The organism is Gluconobacter sp. NFX36, from assembly GCF_049887835.1.
Taxonomy (GTDB): Bacteria; Pseudomonadota; Alphaproteobacteria; order Acetobacterales; family Acetobacteraceae; genus Gluconobacter; species Gluconobacter japonicus_A.
Map to the genome: position 1 here is coordinate 15,780 of NZ_JAGEKJ010000021.1, position 15,943 is coordinate 31,722.

20 protein-coding genes and 1 pseudogene are annotated in these 15,943 nt (G+C 54.4%); 9 read left to right on the plus strand and 12 right to left on the minus strand.

Annotated elements, in window-relative coordinates:
• Positions 1–5 precede the first annotated feature (5 nt).
• Positions 6–566, plus strand: a complete 561-nt coding sequence (locus tag J4P41_RS14340) for a DapH/DapD/GlmU-related protein (protein WP_211565290.1) — start codon at positions 6–8, stop codon at positions 564–566.
• A 294-nt stretch (positions 567–860) separates the two neighbouring features.
• Here J4P41_RS14340 and J4P41_RS14345 read toward each other — a convergent pair whose 3' ends face one another.
• From J4P41_RS14345 to J4P41_RS14355, 3 genes are all read right to left on the minus strand, one after another.
• Complete coding sequence (locus J4P41_RS14345; protein ID WP_063904072.1) at positions 861–1,163, minus strand: hypothetical protein; 303 nt, start codon at positions 1,161–1,163, stop codon at positions 861–863.
• 9 nt (positions 1,164–1,172) lie between these two features.
• Positions 1,173–2,021: an MOSC domain-containing protein gene (locus tag J4P41_RS14350; RefSeq protein ID WP_063904071.1), complete on the minus strand. Its 849-nt coding sequence runs from the start codon at positions 2,019–2,021 to the stop codon at positions 1,173–1,175.
• 181 nt (positions 2,022–2,202) lie between these two features.
• Positions 2,203–2,379, minus strand: a complete 177-nt coding sequence (locus tag J4P41_RS14355) for a transposase (RefSeq protein ID WP_077804061.1) — start codon at positions 2,377–2,379, stop codon at positions 2,203–2,205.
• A gap of 215 nt (positions 2,380–2,594) precedes the next feature.
• Here J4P41_RS14355 and J4P41_RS14360 point away from each other — a divergent pair, with 215 nt between their 5' ends.
• The 3 genes from J4P41_RS14360 to J4P41_RS14370 all read left to right on the plus strand — a co-directional run bounded on the left by J4P41_RS14360 (position 2,595) and on the right by J4P41_RS14370 (position 4,521).
• The gene (locus tag J4P41_RS14360) at positions 2,595–3,305 is read left to right on the plus strand and encodes a TetR/AcrR family transcriptional regulator (protein WP_077804062.1); all 711 of its coding nucleotides are present in this window, start codon (positions 2,595–2,597) and stop codon (positions 3,303–3,305) included.
• Positions 3,302–4,210 (plus strand): SDR family oxidoreductase, encoded by a 909-nt coding sequence (locus J4P41_RS14365; RefSeq protein WP_077804063.1) that lies wholly within the window; start codon positions 3,302–3,304, stop codon positions 4,208–4,210. The genes J4P41_RS14360 and J4P41_RS14365 overlap by 4 nt, the downstream gene beginning before the upstream one ends.
• A gap of 65 nt (positions 4,211–4,275) precedes the next feature.
• Positions 4,276–4,521 (plus strand): 4Fe-4S dicluster domain-containing protein, encoded by a 246-nt coding sequence (locus J4P41_RS14370; RefSeq protein WP_198150540.1) that lies wholly within the window; start codon positions 4,276–4,278, stop codon positions 4,519–4,521.
• A gap of 156 nt (positions 4,522–4,677) precedes the next feature.
• Here J4P41_RS14370 and J4P41_RS14375 read toward each other — a convergent pair whose 3' ends face one another.
• Complete coding sequence (locus J4P41_RS14375; protein WP_063904067.1) at positions 4,678–5,607, minus strand: LysR family transcriptional regulator; 930 nt, start codon at positions 5,605–5,607, stop codon at positions 4,678–4,680.
• Positions 5,608–5,684: 77 nt separating this feature from the next.
• Between J4P41_RS14375 and J4P41_RS14380 the strand changes: the two genes are divergently transcribed.
• Both J4P41_RS14380 and J4P41_RS14385 read left to right on the plus strand, forming a co-directional pair.
• Positions 5,685–6,629 (plus strand): MBL fold metallo-hydrolase, encoded by a 945-nt coding sequence (locus tag J4P41_RS14380; RefSeq protein ID WP_077804064.1) that lies wholly within the window; start codon positions 5,685–5,687, stop codon positions 6,627–6,629.
• A complete protein-coding gene (locus J4P41_RS14385) occupies positions 6,626–7,591 on the plus strand; it encodes an alpha/beta hydrolase (protein ID WP_077804065.1) in 966 nt (321 codons plus the stop codon). The genes J4P41_RS14380 and J4P41_RS14385 overlap by 4 nt, the downstream gene beginning before the upstream one ends.
• 134 nt (positions 7,592–7,725) lie before the next feature.
• Here J4P41_RS14385 and J4P41_RS14390 read toward each other — a convergent pair whose 3' ends face one another.
• On the minus strand, positions 7,726–8,679 hold the full coding sequence (locus J4P41_RS14390) for a GlxA family transcriptional regulator (RefSeq protein ID WP_063904064.1): 954 nt from the start codon (positions 8,677–8,679) through the stop codon (positions 7,726–7,728).
• Positions 8,680–8,787: 108 nt separating this feature from the next.
• Here J4P41_RS14390 and J4P41_RS14395 point away from each other — a divergent pair, with 108 nt between their 5' ends.
• Positions 8,788–9,252, plus strand: a complete 465-nt coding sequence (locus J4P41_RS14395) for a DUF1348 family protein (RefSeq protein WP_206035015.1) — start codon at positions 8,788–8,790, stop codon at positions 9,250–9,252.
• 18 nt (positions 9,253–9,270) lie between these two features.
• Here J4P41_RS14395 and J4P41_RS14400 read toward each other — a convergent pair whose 3' ends face one another.
• From J4P41_RS14400 to J4P41_RS14415, 4 genes are all read right to left on the minus strand, one after another.
• Complete coding sequence (locus tag J4P41_RS14400; RefSeq protein WP_206035014.1) at positions 9,271–10,161, minus strand: aldo/keto reductase; 891 nt, start codon at positions 10,159–10,161, stop codon at positions 9,271–9,273.
• A gap of 14 nt (positions 10,162–10,175) precedes the next feature.
• Positions 10,176–10,628, minus strand: a complete 453-nt coding sequence (locus J4P41_RS14405) for an SRPBCC family protein (protein WP_062027049.1) — start codon at positions 10,626–10,628, stop codon at positions 10,176–10,178.
• Positions 10,629–10,659: 31 nt separating this feature from the next.
• On the minus strand, positions 10,660–11,421 hold the full coding sequence (locus tag J4P41_RS14410) for an SDR family NAD(P)-dependent oxidoreductase (RefSeq protein WP_063904060.1): 762 nt from the start codon (positions 11,419–11,421) through the stop codon (positions 10,660–10,662).
• A 170-nt stretch (positions 11,422–11,591) separates the two neighbouring features.
• The gene (locus J4P41_RS14415; protein ID WP_063904059.1) at positions 11,592–12,209 is read right to left on the minus strand and encodes a TetR/AcrR family transcriptional regulator; all 618 of its coding nucleotides are present in this window, start codon (positions 12,207–12,209) and stop codon (positions 11,592–11,594) included.
• Between the two features lie 104 nt (positions 12,210–12,313).
• Between J4P41_RS14415 and J4P41_RS14420 the strand changes: the two genes are divergently transcribed.
• On the plus strand, positions 12,314–13,528 hold the full coding sequence (locus J4P41_RS14420) for an MFS transporter (RefSeq protein WP_063904058.1): 1,215 nt from the start codon (positions 12,314–12,316) through the stop codon (positions 13,526–13,528).
• A gap of 38 nt (positions 13,529–13,566) precedes the next feature.
• Here the strand turns inward: J4P41_RS14420 and J4P41_RS14425 are convergent, their stop codons facing one another.
• Entirely contained in the window at positions 13,567–14,460 is an 894-nt protein-coding gene (locus J4P41_RS14425) for an NAD(P)/FAD-dependent oxidoreductase (RefSeq protein ID WP_077804067.1), read from the minus strand.
• Positions 14,461–14,540: 80 nt separating this feature from the next.
• Between J4P41_RS14425 and J4P41_RS14430 the strand changes: the two genes are divergently transcribed.
• Positions 14,541–15,011, plus strand: a complete 471-nt coding sequence (locus J4P41_RS14430) for an RrF2 family transcriptional regulator (protein ID WP_232309382.1) — start codon at positions 14,541–14,543, stop codon at positions 15,009–15,011.
• Between the two features lie 122 nt (positions 15,012–15,133).
• On the opposite strand, the gene J4P41_RS14435 is transcribed toward J4P41_RS14430, so the two are convergent.
• Together J4P41_RS14435 and J4P41_RS14440 are read right to left on the minus strand one after the other, a co-directional pair.
• The gene (locus tag J4P41_RS14435) at positions 15,134–15,808 is read right to left on the minus strand and encodes a LysR substrate-binding domain-containing protein (protein WP_426067666.1); all 675 of its coding nucleotides are present in this window, start codon (positions 15,806–15,808) and stop codon (positions 15,134–15,136) included.
• A gap of 8 nt (positions 15,809–15,816) precedes the next feature.
• Positions 15,817–15,943 (minus strand): annotated as a pseudogene (locus tag J4P41_RS14440) (IS481 family transposase); the annotation flags it as partial.

Consider the following 15,943-nt stretch of genomic DNA (forward strand, 5'->3'; position numbering starts at 1 on the left):
TGGCTATGCTGAGACCTAATCCACGTGGTGATTTTCCCGTAGTTTCTGAAAGCGCCTTTGTCGACCCGACCGCGATCCTGTGCGGTCATGTGATTGTCGAGGACGATGTCTTCATCGGTCCCTATGCCGTTATTCGCGCCGATGAAGCCGATGAAAACGGCCATGTCGAGCCCATCCGGATCGGGAGTGGATCGAACATTCAAGACGGTGTGGTCATCCACTCAAAAGATGGCGCGGCTGTGACAATCGGATCGCGCACATCAATCGCCCATCGCTCGATCATCCACGGTCCTTGCATTGTTGGAGACGAGGTATTCATTGGCTTCAATTCCGTGATCTTCAACTGCACGGTCGAACGGGGTTGCGTGGTAAGGCATAACTCCGTTGTCGAAGACTGCGTCTTGCCGGAGCAGTTTTATATTCCGTCCACGACAACAATTCATTCGAATACAGATCTATTGACGATTACGCAGGTCACTCAGGATGCGACGGCATTTTCTGAGAGCGTCGCGGAGATGAATGTTAGTCTGGCACACTCCTATCGACGTATAGCCAATCAACTTTAAAACTTCCGTCAAGGGACGCAATTAAAGAGGTACGAACCAATTTTGGCTGAATGGGGACCTTATTCTCCTGGAAAAACCGGAGGGTTTTTAGAGCCCTCCGGTTTGTCGGTTCGGTGAACACCACGGGCGCCAGGAAATCCAGTTGGAACCGCATATCTGGCGATCATCTGCTAAGTGGACACTATCGTACCATGAGCAGTGGCCCACGAGGTTTTGCCTGACACGCCAGGATGTAGCCCGCCTTCTTGTCTGCCGCCGATAGACCGACTTCGCAACCGGTTGTGATGGTGCCTTTTATGAGCTTGACTTTGCAGTGTAGGTTGTGCCCGATAGCGAGAAGCTGATCGGATATTCCTTGGTGTCCGGCAGGTTATCTCCGTGCGACAGAACGCCGCCGAACGATTCACAGGCGATCCGTTCAGGTGAAGTCCCGAGTTCATCACACAATACAAGCGCCGCGGCGACCATAGCAACTGGGCCGCAAATACGCATATGATGATCGGCTATAAAACGGAAGGGAAGCCGTTCACCTACCAGCGGGCGTCGTCTGAACGAACGGATATCTGGCGTTTCGGCTCGCACGTGAATGATATACATGGTGCCCGCTCAGAATCCTGCGGGGCGTTTGTTTTCTTCCAACGCCGTGCATGCCGCTGCATTGTTATACGTTGTAACGATATCGTTCAGTGCGATCCTTGTGTTAACGCCGGTGCGTGCAGACCGAGTATTGATCGCTACACGAAAAAAATGATTAAAGCGCGCGGGATTAGACCATGCCGGCTGCGTCCGGCGCCTGTACTCTGCGAAGCGGCGGGCAAAAGCATTGTCTCTCTGACCAGTTAGCGGATCGCGAGACGGCACGACACAACGCTGACAGGGGTTTATTCCCAACCACTCTGTGCCACCAAGGTGAAACTCGACTTCGTCTCCAAGTCCTCCGAACAGTGCATCTTCCCAAAAAGCCGGGACGCCCCCGATCTCGATATTGGTCCGAAAGCGGGCCCGAACTTGCTCGACTGGCAACCCGAACCATATTCCAATCGTCTCTAGCGTCGCAACGCTGATGATAGTCGGACCAGGCGAATCCGTATCATCAGGATGTCCCGTAGTGGTATCCGCCCGAAGGTGGACTGGAAAACCGAAAAACCGACTTAGCCATGCCTCTATTGGTCTTGCAGTGCCATCAAGATTGAACAGAACAGTAGGCAGACCTCGACCAGAGTCATCTCGTAGGCTTACGGTCCGTTTATCAAGATCGAAACCAGCGCGGATGCGATGAATCTCTGCGTGGTTCTTGCCGTTAACCACACGCCCCTGTGCGTCAAATAGAGCCCAGCACCGGTCGTCTGCCAAGGCCCCGCTAGTAAGAACCCGCGCATTTGTGACTTCCACCGGATCCAATGATTTAATCGGAAAGATCAGAATGCGGGAGATAAACGGAACCGATCTGGTCATTTTTCATAATCTCGCGAGGAAATTTCAGATGTTAGAAACTATGTTGGAGCGGCGGATCTAATACGTCATGGCAGCCTTGTTTTGAGGACTGTATTGGTGATTGCAATGAGACGCCGTACGATAGCGACGATCACCAGTTTGTGTGGTTTACCCGATTGTTTCATGGGTTTGGAAACATCTTTCAGAAGGGTTTATGGCACGCAGTTGCCAATCCTGCCTGAAACAGGGGCTGACGGAGAAATCTTCCTCCCCTTGAAATGACACGTTTTCTATGCATCACGCCATTGTCATGAGCCATTGGTGCAAGTCCGGCCATGGCAGAGGCTTCTGTTGCCAGAATACGATCAAGTCCTGGCATTTCAAACGGATAGTGTTTCTTTTTCTAACTGATCCTGGCCACTCGGCCCCTCTGTTCTGACGTCGACATCCAAGGCTTGAATCACATCAGACCGATTTTCCAAACAGACTCTCAAGCCGTCGATGCCCGCCCGAGCCTGATCTTATACGGAAAAATGGAATAAGCGCTTGAATATAAGTGAGCGTTCACTTACCTTACTTCCGTAAGGAGAACCCATGCCGACCTCACGCCGTTCCAGATTGTCCGCGACTGACCGCAAGCAGGCCATCCTGTCCGCTGCAGCTCCCATTTTCGCCCGGCTCGGTCGGGACGGTGCGACGACCAAGGAAATCGCCAGAGCCGCTGGTGTTTCCGAAGCTTTGCTTTATCGGCACTTTACCAGCAAGGACGTGCTTTATGCGGCGCTTGAAACTCACTGCGTTGAAGCGAATGCAGTTGGCAGCCGTATTCTCGCCGAGGTGACGCCTTCAACTGAAACACTGGTCATGGGTGTCGCCATACTCGTGCACGCAGTGTTTCCCGGTATTGGCGATGCGCAGTCTCACGAAGACACCAAACGCCTTGTGACGGCCAGCCTGCTTGGCGATGGCCAGTTCGCAAAGGCGTTCCTCGACCAGCATGTAAAGCCGTGGGTCAGCGTTTTTTCGCAATCATTCAGGGCGGCTCAAGACGCGGGAGACGTCGAATCTGGCATTCATATCGGTCATGCAGAGATATGGTTCGTCCATCATCTAGCGAATACTTTGCATCTCATCAGCCTGCCCGACATCACGGTCGTTGAATACGGCATCACACGAGACAAGCTGGTCGAGAACACTATCCGGTTTCTGTTGCGCGGGCTCGGCCTCCAGAACGCCGTCATAGACCGGCATTACGACCCGAAAAAACTCAAGATGATCATTATATCAATGGATCAGAAAATATGATGGAACCGATCAGGACTATAGGCGTCATCGGTGCAACGGGGCGGCTTGGCGCGCCAGTTGCAGCGGAACTGGCAAAACATTTTCAGGTGAGGGCAATCGTTCGTTCGCCAGACAAAGCTCGGAGGATACTGCCGCCTAATGTCGAAATCGCCCAGGCAGATCTGCGGGACATTGCGGGGTTGCACAAGGCGCTCGACGGGGTGGATGCGCTCTATCTCAACCTTGCGACCGACACGGCGGATTTGACGCTTCCCTTCTACGAAGAGAGGGAGGGTGTGCGGAACTTGATGAGCGCCATCAAAGGGTTGAATATTAATTATATTGCTAAAATCGGTGCTCTGGGCGCCTATCCTCCCGCGCTCAACACTATCAGACATAACATCGTGCCCAATATTATTCGGATGGAAGGGCACAAAATCATCGCGGATTCCGGTATTCGTCATACGTTTTTCGCGCCGACCCATTTCATGGACCTGCTCCCAAATATGATCAGCGGTCGAGCGCTCCAGTGGATCGGGAATACACACATCAAAATCTGGTGGATCAGCTCCGCCGATTATGCGCGCTGGGTGATTGAGGCGTTTCAGAATCCTGAGGCAATGCCTGTACATTGCCCCGTACAGGGGCCGGAAGCGATCTCCGTCAGGCAGGCGCTGGAGCGGTTTGTCCGAAATTATGATCCGACACTTAAAATTCGCGTGGCTCCACTTTGGATCATGCGGATGATCGGTCTTTTTAATCCGAAAATGAAGTTCGTCGCGCATTTGTTTGCGTATTTCGGGGATCACGAAGATCCGTTCTATGCCGAAAAAATCTGGCAGGAACTGGGCAAGCCCACAACGACGCTCGAGATGTTCGCGCAGGAGCTGCGGCAAAGTCGGCATTTACAACAAGGCGCGAAATGAGCGGGTCAGGGAATAAAGCGATGATCACACCTAAATGTCTGAAAGACGGCCAAACAGGACGGGTCATGCCGGTCGTAGACTTTAATCGCTGTGAGGGAAAAGACGCCTGCGTCGCCGTATGTCCTTACGACGTGTTTGAAGTGCGCAAGATCGATCCGTCCGATTATCGCGATCTTTCATTTGTGGGCAAAATCAAGAGCTATGTCCACGGAGGGATGGTCGCCTATACCCCGCATGCTGATCAATGCCGTGCTTGTGGTTTGTGTGTGAAAGCATGTCCTGAGCGCGCAATCAAATTGGTAAAAATTTGACGTTCATACAAAGATGACTGCGCATTTTTTTCTATAATCAGAATTTCTGCTGATGTAAGTCGTCATGACTCCTCGTGCTTTGGGGAAGCTATGACAGCCTATCTCTTTCTGGAGAGATTTATCTGTCATAGCTATTTTGAGCGCCCATTAAAAATCTCACTTTACATGACTACCCAATACTGATGCGACAGCATCGCGCAGCCATACTGCGGCAGGATCACGATCACTCCGGGCTGACCAGATCATCGATACTGCCGGGATACGCAAGTTCAGTGGAACGGGACGGATCGTTAAACCGAAATGCGCGGCATGTTGCTGAGCGATCCGGCTGGGAAGCGTAGCCAGAACGGGGGCGGCTGCTGCGGCAGCAAGTGCCGTCAGAAAATCTGATGCAGCGAGGACCACGTTGAGTTCCTGACCAATCTGCATCAGTGCGTCTGACAGGCATCCCTGGATGTCATCTTTCAGCGTCATGAGAACATGGGGCAATGCAAGATAACGCTCAACCGTGATTGGAGCATCCGGATCGATCAGCTTCGGGTTGAAGCAGCAGACGAGAGACTGCTCATACAACGATACCCCACAATGGCGTTCCAAACCGAAATCAAAACACCCAACTGCGATATCCAGCGCCCCCGTATCCAGTAATGTATAGACCTCACTCCGAGGAGATCCACGTGACAGCAGTCGTATTCCAGGTGCATGCCGTTGCAAATAGGCCGTCAGTTTAGGCATCAGAAAGACTTCAAGTTCGGACGAAAAGCCGAAACGAAAGATGCGCTGTTCCGTCGCAGGATCAAATTGTTCCTCAGACATCAGGATGTGCTGAGCCTGCCTTAACAACTCCGCAACATGTGACGCCATGGTTGACGCTTTGGCGGTCGGTTGCATGACAGCACCGGTTCTGACGAGCACATCATCGTCCAGTAACATTCGGAGGGTGGCGAGTGCATGGCTCATTGCGGGTTGTTGAATGCGAAGGCGTCGTGCCGCCTTTGTGACGCTGCGTTCTGAAACGAGGGCGTCGAAAGCAATCAGAAGATTGAGATCGAAGGAACGAAGATTGAAATGATCAATGGGTTTCATATTTCAAATCGATTTGTATGATGTTTGCGCGCACCCTAACGTCTGATGCGACGTAAAACAATCGTATTGAGTCAATCATGGCAGCAGCTTTTCAAGTGGGTGACGCCCGTGTCACGCGTATTCCCGAACTTCATTGGGATAACGCGCGCCCTCACAAACTGTATCCGGATATCGACGCTGAGGCACTTGCAATATTCGGTCCGTATTTGACGCCAGGATCATTTAACCCCGTGACCGGTGGGCTCGCGCAGGGAACTCATGCGTGGCTTGTTCAGGTTTCTGGTCTCAATATCCTGGTTGATACCGCCACAGGAAACGACAAGCCGTTACCTGCCGCACCGGCACTGGATCATCTGCATACGTCGTTTCTCGAACATCTTGCAGCCGCAGGCGTACAACCGGAGCAGGTTGATACCGTTCTGCATACGCATATTCATGCCGATCATGTTGGATGGAATACGCGTTTGCACAACGGAAAATGGGTGCCGACCTTTCCGAAAGCCCGTCATGTTTTCTCAGTGATTGAGGCCCGATACGGCGCCAGCAATGACGGTATTGACCCTGCTCCAGACCTACCTCCAGAGATCTTAGGGCGCCCGGACCATCGCCCACTCCCACGTGTCTATACAGACAGCATGCTCCCCGTTATCGAAGCCGGGCTGGGAGAGGCGATTATCATCGACGGTCAAGATCTTCTTGCAGGTTTCTCTTTTCATCCGACCCCTGGGCACAGCATCGATCATGCCTCGATCCGGCTGCGGTCGGATGGTGAAGACGCGTGGTTTACAGGAGATGTCATGCACCATCCTCTGCAGGTTTATCGTCCGGATCTGCGGTCCGTTTACTGCGAATTCGTTCAGCCTGCCGAGCGCTCGCGGCAGTGGTTTCTTGGAGAAGCGGCGGAAAGCGGGAGTCTCTGCTTTACCAGTCATTTCGCGGAAACGGGTGCCGGATATGTCAGGCGTCGTCCAGAAGGTTTTGCATGGGAATTTGCGCAACTAAATGTAGGAGACGCCAGATGACAAATCTGCTTATGGAAAACCTGTTCATTCCGAGTGATACGGACAATATCTCTCTTCATCTGCGCCATAAACGACGTGCAGACATCCAGATATTTGGTTCACAGCGCACTATCTTGCTGATGCATGGCGCGACGTTGCCGGCAGAAAGTCTTTTCGATGTTCCTGTTGGGGAGGGGGCATTCATGGATGTTCTCTCGCGGGAAGGATTTGACGTTTATGCGCTCAACGTGCGGGGCTTCGGAGGATCAACGCGTCCTGATGGAATGGGAGGTGCACCTGAAGCTGCGCTGCCTCAGGTCAGGACCGAAACAGCAGTACGCGATCTGAGTACTGCTGTTGACTATCTTCTCGCAACGCTTGCCATCCCACGTCTTTGCCTGATCGGAATGTCCTGGGGTGGCACGGTTACCGGCGCATATACGGCTGCTCACAATGACAAGGTGGAGAAATTAACGCTGATTGCACCGCAATGGATCAATGACGGGGTTTCTCGTCTGGATCCGGGTGGTCCAGTGCCTGCTTATCGCCGCTTTAATGTTCAGGCATTTCGCCAGCGCTGGCTTGAAGGCGCACCTGAGCAGAAACGCGAAGAGATTCTGCCAGCAGGGTGGTTTGAACAGTGGGCCGCAGTTATTCTTGCGAGCGATCCCGCAGAGCAGGATGGAGTGATCCGGGCGCCTGCGGGTGTCATTCAGGATGTGCGTGACTACTGGTCCGCAGGGAAGGCGTTTTACAGTCCCGAAAAGATCACGGTCCCGGTTCTTCTGCTTCATGCTGAGTGGGATTTGGATGTAACTACTCAGCAGATGGGAAACCTGTTTCCACGTTTTCTCAATGCCCCGTATCGTCGCTGGACGGAGATTGGGGAAGGAACGCATATGGTGGTTATGGAAAGGAACCGATGGCAGGTGCTTGAAGAAATTCTGATCTTCCTGCGGACTGCCCCTCATTCAAAGGGTTAAATTCTAGGAAGTGTCCTGATCTGCCGCGTGTTTGACCTGTTCTAGCGGGATAGACGCGATCCATCATTGAAGTGGATCTCGTCGGGATTGCTTGCAAAACGAGCTGCTTTCTCGTCCAGGAAAAATGAGCACTCTCAGGTCGCCTCGGCCGCAGCATTTCGCCTGATAGCCTGAGGCGGCTGATGGAACTCCCGCAGGAAGGCGCGTCGCATCCGTTCGGGATCATGAAAGCCTGTCATGACGGCGATGGCTTCAATGGGGAGGGTAGATCTCTCCACCTGCTCGCGTGCGGCTTCGAGACGCAGTCGTTCGACTGCTTTTGCGGGGCTCATCCCCACCGCTGCCCGGAAACTGCGAGAAAAATTTCGGGGGCTCATGCCGGCCTGACTGGCCAGAATATCCACGGTCAGGCGCTGTTCCAGGTTGGACCGGATCCATCCCAACAGTTCGGCAAAGCGTTCCTGAGGGCTCGTCATCTCGAGGAGTGCCGAGAACTGGGACTGTCCTCCGGGACGGTGATAGAACACCACCATTTGCTGCGCCGTACGACGGGCAATATCGGCCCCAAGATCTTCGGCAATCAACGCCAGCGCCATGTCGATGCCAGCGCTGATCCCCGCAGATGTCCAGATCAGGCCATCATGAATATGAATGGCATCTGCCGAAACCCGGATTTTAGGGAACTGTGCTGCCATGGCCGGGGCTTGTTGCCAGTGTGTCGTCACACGACGGCCATCAAGCATGCCAGCTTCTGCCAGCAGGAAAGCCCCTGTACACACACTGCAGATACGTCGCGCATTTCTGGCCTGATGCCTGATAAAGTTCAGTAATTCTGGGCAGCTCATAGCCTGCCTGTGGCCTTCGCCTCCGACAACGATAAGCGTATCGAACGACCCTGCCGCCGCGAGCGGAACCGTCTCGATCGTCATCCCGGAAGACGACCGGACCAGACCACCATGGTGGGACAGGGGCGTCATCTCATACGGAGCCGCCCCAAATCCTCCGGCAAGCTCGAAGGCTGCCGTCACTCCGGCAGCGTCGAGCAACTGGAAGTCTGGATAGAGAAGAATACCGATCTGTCTGGTCATGGCTTGAAATGAGGGATCGTTGTCCTTTCGTCAAATGCTCTTTTGGAAAACACTGACAGGTCTCGGATCAACTCGTGATCCGTCCCCGAACCAGAGGCGAAATTTCCTATGTCCCGACCCCCATTGCCTCCCTTCAATGCTGAAACTGCTGCTCAGAAAGTCCGCCTCGCGGAAGATGCCTGGAATGGCCAGGATCCTGAAAAGGTGGCGCAGGCCTATACGACCGATAGCCAGTGGCGCAATCGCCTGGAATTCATCCACGGACGAGAGGACATCGTGGCGTTCCTGACGCGCAAATGGGAGCGCGAGCAGGAATACCGCCTTATCAAGGAACTCTGGGCTTTTCAGGATAACCGGATCGCGGTCCGCTTTGCTTATGAGTGGCAGGATCAGGCCGGACAGTGGTTCAGATCCCATGGGAACGAGAACTGGGAGTTCGATGAAAACGGGTTGATGCGTTACCGCGCAGCGTCAATCAACGACCAACCTATTTCGGCGACCGGCCGTCTGTTCCACTGGCCTGAGGGGCGGCGTCCCGACAGTCATCCCGGTCTTTCGACGCTGGGATTGTAACTGTCCGGACGCGTTTCCTTAAGGCGTTGACTGGAACGCCTTGCGGCCTTCTGCGTCCAGCGCCGCGAAGTCTTCATCGGACAGTGTGATGTCGGCAGCCGCGACATTCTGTTCCAGATGGGCGACCTTGGACGTGCCAGGGATCGGAAGCATCGCCTTGCTGCGCATCAGGACCCAGGCAAGAGCAATCTGGCTTGGATGCGAGCCGTATTTCTTCGCCATCGTGTCCAATATGGATCCCGGCCTGGCGAGGTCGCCGGCGGCGAGAGGGAACCACGGGATGAACCCGATGTTCTGCTGCGTGCAGTAGTCGAGTACGTCCTCGCTGGTGCGATCGACGAGATTGTAGCGGTTCTGGACGGTCGCGACCTCGAAGAATTTCGATGCTGTTTTGATGTTGTCGACAGAGACCTCGCTCAGTCCTGCATGACGGATCAGTTTCTGATCAATGAAGGAGCGGATCGCGTCGAACTGTTCGTCTGCCGGGACTCTGGGATCGATCCGGTGGAGTTGCCACAGATCAATCTGCTCGACGCCGAGGTTGCGCAGGCTTTTGTGCACCTGCTGCAATAGATATTCCGGCCGTCCGACCGGTTTCCAGATGTCGGGGCCGGAGCGGGTGAGGCCGCCTTTCGTCGCGATGACCAATCCTTTGGGATAGGGATGCAAAGCTTCCCTGATCAGCCATTCGGAGACGTCCGGACCATAGGAATCCGCCGTGTCGATGAAATTGACGCCGAGTTCTGGGAGGCGCCTCAGTGTGCGGATGGCCTCGTCGTGATCGGCGGGCGGTCCCCATATACCCTGGCCAGTGATGCGCATCGCACCGAAACCAAGCCGGTTGATGCCGAGATCGCCGCCAATCCTGAATGTGCCTGATCGGGAAGCGTTAGAGGGGGACTGGATCATGGGTTTAGGTTCCTTCATGACAATGTCGTCTCTGAGGCCAGTATCTCGGCCAGTCTGTCGAAAGCTGGCTGGTAGATCTGTGTCGGCATCCGGGCCTCCATACTGGCGGCATGTTCGGCTGGGGCCTCGAACTGCCCCCGCCATTGGATGAACGTGTGGTCGCTCTTCGTTATGGGAAGAAGGCTGATGGTAGAGCGATAGTTCCGGACCGGCAGGGCTGATTCAACGATCGAGAACGTGACCGCGTGATCCACGTCGGAGAGTGCCAGAAGCTGTTCGCGGATGAGTCCGACATCCCCCATCTCAACCAAGCGGATTGCGCCGACGCGGTCACCGGACTCATTGCCTTCGATCACGCAGCTTCTGACGCCCGGCAACCAGCGTCCAAGAGCGCCGAAATTACGGACCAGCCGCCAGACAGAGGGAAGGGATGCAGGAATGATACTACTGGCCATAACGTGGATCATGAGGCTGGCTTCGCTTGGAATTGTGTGGCCCTCATAGCGACTGCCCTCCCGTCACCTCGATGCGTTGGCCATTCATCCAGCGCATGTCGTCCGACAGAAGGGCACGGACCGCAGCTCCGATATCGTCGGGCTGTCCGACACGCCCGAGGGGTGTGATGTCTGCAAGGCTTTTATTGATCGTGGCATCGTCACGGACCAGACCACCACCGAAGTCCGAGGCGATCGCACCAGGGGCGACGGCGTTGACGGTAATGCCTCGCTCTCCCAGTTCTTTTGCCATGTAGAGTGAGATGACTTCGGTAGCGGCTTTCATGGCTGAATAAGGTCCATGATCCGTTAGGTAGAAACGGGTCGCGGCAGAGGTAATGTTGAGAATACGACCGCCGTCCCGAATCAGGGGCAGGAGGGCCACCGTCAGAAGATAGGGGCCTTTGAAATGGATGTTGTACTGGTTATCGAGCTGTTCGGATGTCGCAGCATCGAAGCGAGTGTGAATGATATTGCCTGCGTTCTGAACGACATAACTCAGTGCACTGTGCTCGAACTCATGTGAGAGAAGTGCTCTGACCTGTCCGGAAAAATCCGCGAACGATTCATGGTCCACGATATCCAGCTTCAGCATGCGCAGTTTTGCATTTTGGCCGACGAGGGCTGCTTCGGCAGCGTTCGCCTCGTCTTCGTTGGAGTGATAGGTCCCGATCACGTTGATGCCCGAGGCAATCAGATGTTTCGCGATACTGTATCCGATGCCGCGATTGGCACCCGTGACGAATGCGATGTCCTGTTTGCTCATAACTGGATTCCTTGGCCGAGACACGGCGATGTGTTCCGGAATTTAATTCCGTACTGGATGGTCCATAATATGTGCGCAAAACAGGGTCAAGGAGTTATGGAGTGGTCGATATGGAATTAACGGCATAAGGCTTGGCCTGTTGCAGGCTCATCAATGTCTGGCAGACCGTTTCACGGCGTGGTGAGCAGCGCGTTGGCATCCCATAAGGTCAGAAGCGAAGTGATGGCGGCATCCAGATGTGTTGACGTCATCCCGTCCCGCGCTTCGCATGTCATGCCATGGAAAAATGTCGCGAAAATATCGGGCAGGGCCGCTGTTGTCGCGCAATCGCGCAGTTCGCCGCGGGCAATCGCGCGCTCCACGCAGACCCGGATTCCGGTCCGCGTCCGCTGGCGCTCTGCAGCGAGAAGGGCCTGAACGGCTTCGTTTTCGGGCGAACAGTTACTGGCGCCCGAGACGACCAGACAGCCACAGGGATGCGTCCGGGTCGCCTGCATACGCGCTGAACCGCGCAAAGTCCGTTCAATCGCATCCCGCGGTATCAGGTTTTCGTCCCATAAGGGCGACATCACCTGTCCGTAGGTCGCCAGATAATGCTGCACGACTTCGCGAAACAAGGCTTCCTTCGAGCCGAACGCGGCATAGAAACTTGCCGGCGAAATATTGCCCATGCAGGATTTGAGCTGTGTCAGGGAGGTCGGTTCGTAGCCCTGCGCCCAGAAAAGCGTCATGGCGGCATTGAGTGCTTTGTCCCTGTCAAACTCCCGGGGACGCCCTGTTCGCGCCATGGTATTGCTCCTTTTGAAAGATTTTCATATTAAGTGATCCAGAAGTAATTGCCAAGAATTTACGCTCTCATATATAGATCATTCGATCCATATATGAGAGCCGCATGACCTCCAAGACGATACCCCTTCGCAGAAGTCCCGATGACAGATTACCTATGGCCGGCTTACTCGCCTTGGCGATGACTGGCTTCATCTGCATTATGACTGAAACTCTTCCTGCAGGTTTGCTGCCTGAGATCGGGGCTGGGCTGCATGTTTCCCCCGCCTTGGCAGGGCAGATGGTCACGGCTTACGCCTTGGGCTCCCTGAGTGCTGCGATCCCGCTAACATTGGCCACACAGCGCTGGCGGAGAAGGCGGGTTCTACTGCTGGCGATCATTGGTTTTGTAGTTTTTAACTCCATCACAGCATTCTCGACGGATTATGACCTGACCCTCGTGGCGCGATATGGCGCGGGTGCAGCGGCAGGGCTCGCCTGGGCCCTGCTGGCCGGCTATGCACGCAGAATGGTGACACCCGCTCAGCAAGGACGTGCTCTGGCTATCGCCATGGTTGGCACGCCGATCGCGCTTTCTGTAGGTGTTCCGGCGGGCACTTGGCTGGGCGCGGCTGTGGGATGGAGACTGGCCTTCTGGATCATGTCGGGTGCCACCTTGCTGTTAATTGTCTGGGTTCTGGCGAAGGTTCCTGATTTTCCAGGCCTTGCACATCATGAGCGCCAGCCGTTCGGTCATGTCCTGCGAACACCGGGGGTGCGATCTGTTCTGGGCGTCGTGGTAACATGGATGCTCGCGCATAACGTTCTCTACACTTATATCGTACCGTTCATTACACCGGCAGGGCTGGCAGGAGAGGCGGACCGCATCCTCCTGCTTTTTGGCCTTGCTGCCCTTGCAGGCATCTGGCTCACCAGTTGCACGGTCGATCATGCCCTCCGGCTTTCTGTTCTGGTCAGTCTGGCAATATTCGCTGCTGTTGCAGTTTTTTTTGCAATTGGATCAGCATCGCCTGCGGTGATCATGATTGGCGTTACGATATGGGGTCTGACTTTCGGAGGGGCCGCGACGTTGCTCCAGACGGCTCTGGCTGATGCAGCCGGGGAGGGTACAGATGTTGCGTTATCGATGAATGTCGTCGTCTGGAACAGCGCCATAGCCGGCGGTGGCCTGTTGGGTGGTGTGTTGCTGGAAACGTGGGGAGCTCTGTCATTCCCCTGGATTGTGATGGCACTCGCTGCTGTAAGCTTCCTGATCGCATGGCAAGCCCGCTCCTATGGGTTCCGACCTGGCCATCGGCTCGGGCATGGAAAAGAAAACTGAGTATTCGATGACAAGCAGCGGATTGCGTTACCGCGTGATCACGCCCTGGCTAAAGATTGGTGCGCCGCTATACCTGCCAGGACACCCGACGCTGCTGCGACCGTTGCATTATGCATCGGGCTAGCCGCATCCCCAGCTACATAGACCCCGGACACAGAGGTTGCGCCCCAGGTATCGACCTTGATGAACGGACCGGTAGGTCCGTTTTCCAGAATACAGCCCAGATCCTCGGCAATCGGGCTGGCAGGTCTGGTTTTCGGTACCGTGAACACAGCTGCGACTTCAATGAGCCGTCCATCCGCCAGCTTCACGGCATCCAAACCAGGAGCATCTCCGATGAGAGAAATGATTGGAGTACGTTCGATCACGACGCCGCGCTTGTTAAGCAACATTGCCTGCTCTGGATCAGGCTCGTAAATTCCCTGAGTGAAGTAAGTTGTTGGCCCCCAATCGGGTATTAATGTTGCCTGATGGATTGACATTGGGTTTGTGGCGATAATTCCAAGCTGATGATTGCGGACCTCATATCCGTGGCAATAAGGACAATGAAGAACGGTCTTGCCCCATCGTTCCGCTACACCAGGGATATCGGGCAAAGTATCGGAAACGCCAGTAGCGAGTATCAGCCGCTTCGCCTGAAATTTTGCTCCGTTGGCTAGAGACACAGTAAACGTCTTGCCATTCCGTGCCACCTTCTGCGCGTCGTTCTGCAAGATCTGCGCAGTTGGATATCGTCGTAATTGTGCAGTGGCTTCACGCATAATGGTGTTCGGCGCTTTGCCGTCCTGGCCGAGGAAACCATGAGACGCGTCTGCGAAGCGGTTTCGCGGTAAGCCAGCATCGATCAGCAAAACGCTCATGCGAGCCCGTGCCAGCTGAATAGCTGCCGCTTGTCCGGCAAAGCTGCCGCCTATCACGATCACATCATACATGGTTAAATCCTATTCAACTTCATATGTAATGTCTGAAGTTACATATATGCATATCAGCTTTTTGCAACTCTTGATGTGACATGATAGAAGAGCCTAAAGGGCAGGCGATGCAACTGGACGGGCGATTATCGAGAATGATGCATTTGCTGATCCATATGGATCGCGCGAATGGGCCCATCACCTCCGGTGAAGCAGCGGAAATGCTGCATACCAATCCGGTTGTTATTCGGCGTACGATGGCAGGCCTGCGGGATGTGGGGTTCGTTCGTTCCATCAAGGGGCACGCTGGCGGGTGGACGCTTCTGAAGCCGCTGGAAAGTATCTCGATGCTTGATGTCTACAAAGCCGTGGGGCAGCCACGTATTTTCGCAATTGGCCTGGCCGACCCGGCGCCCGATTGCCTCGTCGAGCAGGCCGTAAATGCGTCAATGACGAGCGCACTCGAAAAAGCTGAGGCGCTTCTGATTGCTCAACTAGGCGAGGTCACTCTTGCAGCAATCGCCAAAGATTTTGACCGGCGCTTTTCTGCGTCTTGTGCGAACTCTCCCTGAACCAGGGTAGTCTGCCGCTTTAGAGCTCAAAAAGCTTTGCAGTTACTCGATGGAATGAAGCTCAAACGTAAAGCCGCACAATGCATAAAAATGGTAGCGGCTGTTTGCAGGGGACCCTTCTTCTATGTGAGGTGTGCTTTGAGAGACCTTTTTGCCATAAACCTGTCTTTCATCGCGGAAACAAACGTTCGAACATTTACGGACTGACGTTCTTTGGCAGGGAACAGGATGAAGACCGGAAGTACTGAGGCGGGGGTGTCAGTCAAAATTCTTCGAAGCTGCCCATTTTCAACAAATTGGTGAGTTTGGTAGGATAATGCCGTGACGATGCCTAGATCTTCGGTGGCGGCTGTGAGAGCCGCATCGACACTGTTCACGAAAAGCCGGGGCGAGACTTTTATCGAAAAACCAGATTTCCCGCCCTGTCGCCACTCAGAATATCCCGCTGCATATTCATTAACCTCAATGAGGCTATGCGTTGCGAGATCCTCAAAGACCTGTGGCTCTCCGTGTTTCTTCAGATAAGCTGGGCTGGCAACAAAAATTTTCTGGACCTCTCCGATTTTCTGCATCTTCAGGGCGCTGTCTTGTGGAGGCGCAATCCGGATGGCGAGATCAACTCCTTCTTCCACAAGATGAACAACCCGGTCTGTCAAAAAAAGCCTGATGTTCAATTGCGGCCAGGCTCTTAAAAGTTCTGTGACAACGGGAAGGACGTGTACCCGTCCAAAAATAACGGGGGCGGTAATCGACAATACTCCTTGGGGAGCAGTCCTCGCACCTTGCGCTATAGCAATCGCACCATCTAGGTGTTTAGTCCCGTGGTTTGATGGGTTGGATTAATGATGAATCTTTCTGGCTCTGAAGTCCATATTTTGCAGACATATTCGTAAGGTGTGAGGCCACTGAGGGTCTTGAGTCTTCGCCCGAAA

What these genes read in the sequence shown, in the direction of transcription:
- J4P41_RS14340 (WP_211565290.1), top strand. Translation starts at nt 6, where the DNA reads ATGCTGAGACCTAATCCACGTGGTGATTTTCCCGTAGTTTCTGAAAGC.
- J4P41_RS14345 (WP_063904072.1), bottom strand. Translation starts at nt 1,163, where the DNA reads ATGTATATCATTCACGTGCGAGCCGAAACGCCAGATATCCGTTCGTTC.
- J4P41_RS14350 (WP_063904071.1), bottom strand. Translation starts at nt 2,021, where the DNA reads ATGACCAGATCGGTTCCGTTTATCTCCCGCATTCTGATCTTTCCGATT.
- J4P41_RS14355 (WP_077804061.1), bottom strand. Translation starts at nt 2,379, where the DNA reads ATGCCAGGACTTGATCGTATTCTGGCAACAGAAGCCTCTGCCATGGCC.
- J4P41_RS14360 (WP_077804062.1), top strand. Translation starts at nt 2,595, where the DNA reads ATGCCGACCTCACGCCGTTCCAGATTGTCCGCGACTGACCGCAAGCAG.
- J4P41_RS14365 (WP_077804063.1), top strand. Translation starts at nt 3,302, where the DNA reads ATGATGGAACCGATCAGGACTATAGGCGTCATCGGTGCAACGGGGCGG.
- J4P41_RS14370 (WP_198150540.1), top strand. Translation starts at nt 4,276, where the DNA reads ATGCCGGTCGTAGACTTTAATCGCTGTGAGGGAAAAGACGCCTGCGTC.
- J4P41_RS14375 (WP_063904067.1), bottom strand. Translation starts at nt 5,607, where the DNA reads ATGAAACCCATTGATCATTTCAATCTTCGTTCCTTCGATCTCAATCTT.
- J4P41_RS14380 (WP_077804064.1), top strand. Translation starts at nt 5,685, where the DNA reads ATGGCAGCAGCTTTTCAAGTGGGTGACGCCCGTGTCACGCGTATTCCC.
- J4P41_RS14385 (WP_077804065.1), top strand. Translation starts at nt 6,626, where the DNA reads ATGACAAATCTGCTTATGGAAAACCTGTTCATTCCGAGTGATACGGAC.
- J4P41_RS14390 (WP_063904064.1), bottom strand. Translation starts at nt 8,679, where the DNA reads ATGACCAGACAGATCGGTATTCTTCTCTATCCAGACTTCCAGTTGCTC.
- J4P41_RS14395 (WP_206035015.1), top strand. Translation starts at nt 8,788, where the DNA reads ATGTCCCGACCCCCATTGCCTCCCTTCAATGCTGAAACTGCTGCTCAG.
- J4P41_RS14400 (WP_206035014.1), bottom strand. Translation starts at nt 10,161, where the DNA reads ATGATCCAGTCCCCCTCTAACGCTTCCCGATCAGGCACATTCAGGATT.
- J4P41_RS14405 (WP_062027049.1), bottom strand. Translation starts at nt 10,628, where the DNA reads ATGATCCACGTTATGGCCAGTAGTATCATTCCTGCATCCCTTCCCTCT.
- J4P41_RS14410 (WP_063904060.1), bottom strand. Translation starts at nt 11,421, where the DNA reads ATGAGCAAACAGGACATCGCATTCGTCACGGGTGCCAATCGCGGCATC.
- J4P41_RS14415 (WP_063904059.1), bottom strand. Translation starts at nt 12,209, where the DNA reads ATGGCGCGAACAGGGCGTCCCCGGGAGTTTGACAGGGACAAAGCACTC.
- J4P41_RS14420 (WP_063904058.1), top strand. Translation starts at nt 12,314, where the DNA reads ATGACCTCCAAGACGATACCCCTTCGCAGAAGTCCCGATGACAGATTA.
- J4P41_RS14425 (WP_077804067.1), bottom strand. Translation starts at nt 14,460, where the DNA reads ATGTATGATGTGATCGTGATAGGCGGCAGCTTTGCCGGACAAGCGGCA.
- J4P41_RS14430 (WP_232309382.1), top strand. Translation starts at nt 14,541, where the DNA reads ATGATAGAAGAGCCTAAAGGGCAGGCGATGCAACTGGACGGGCGATTA.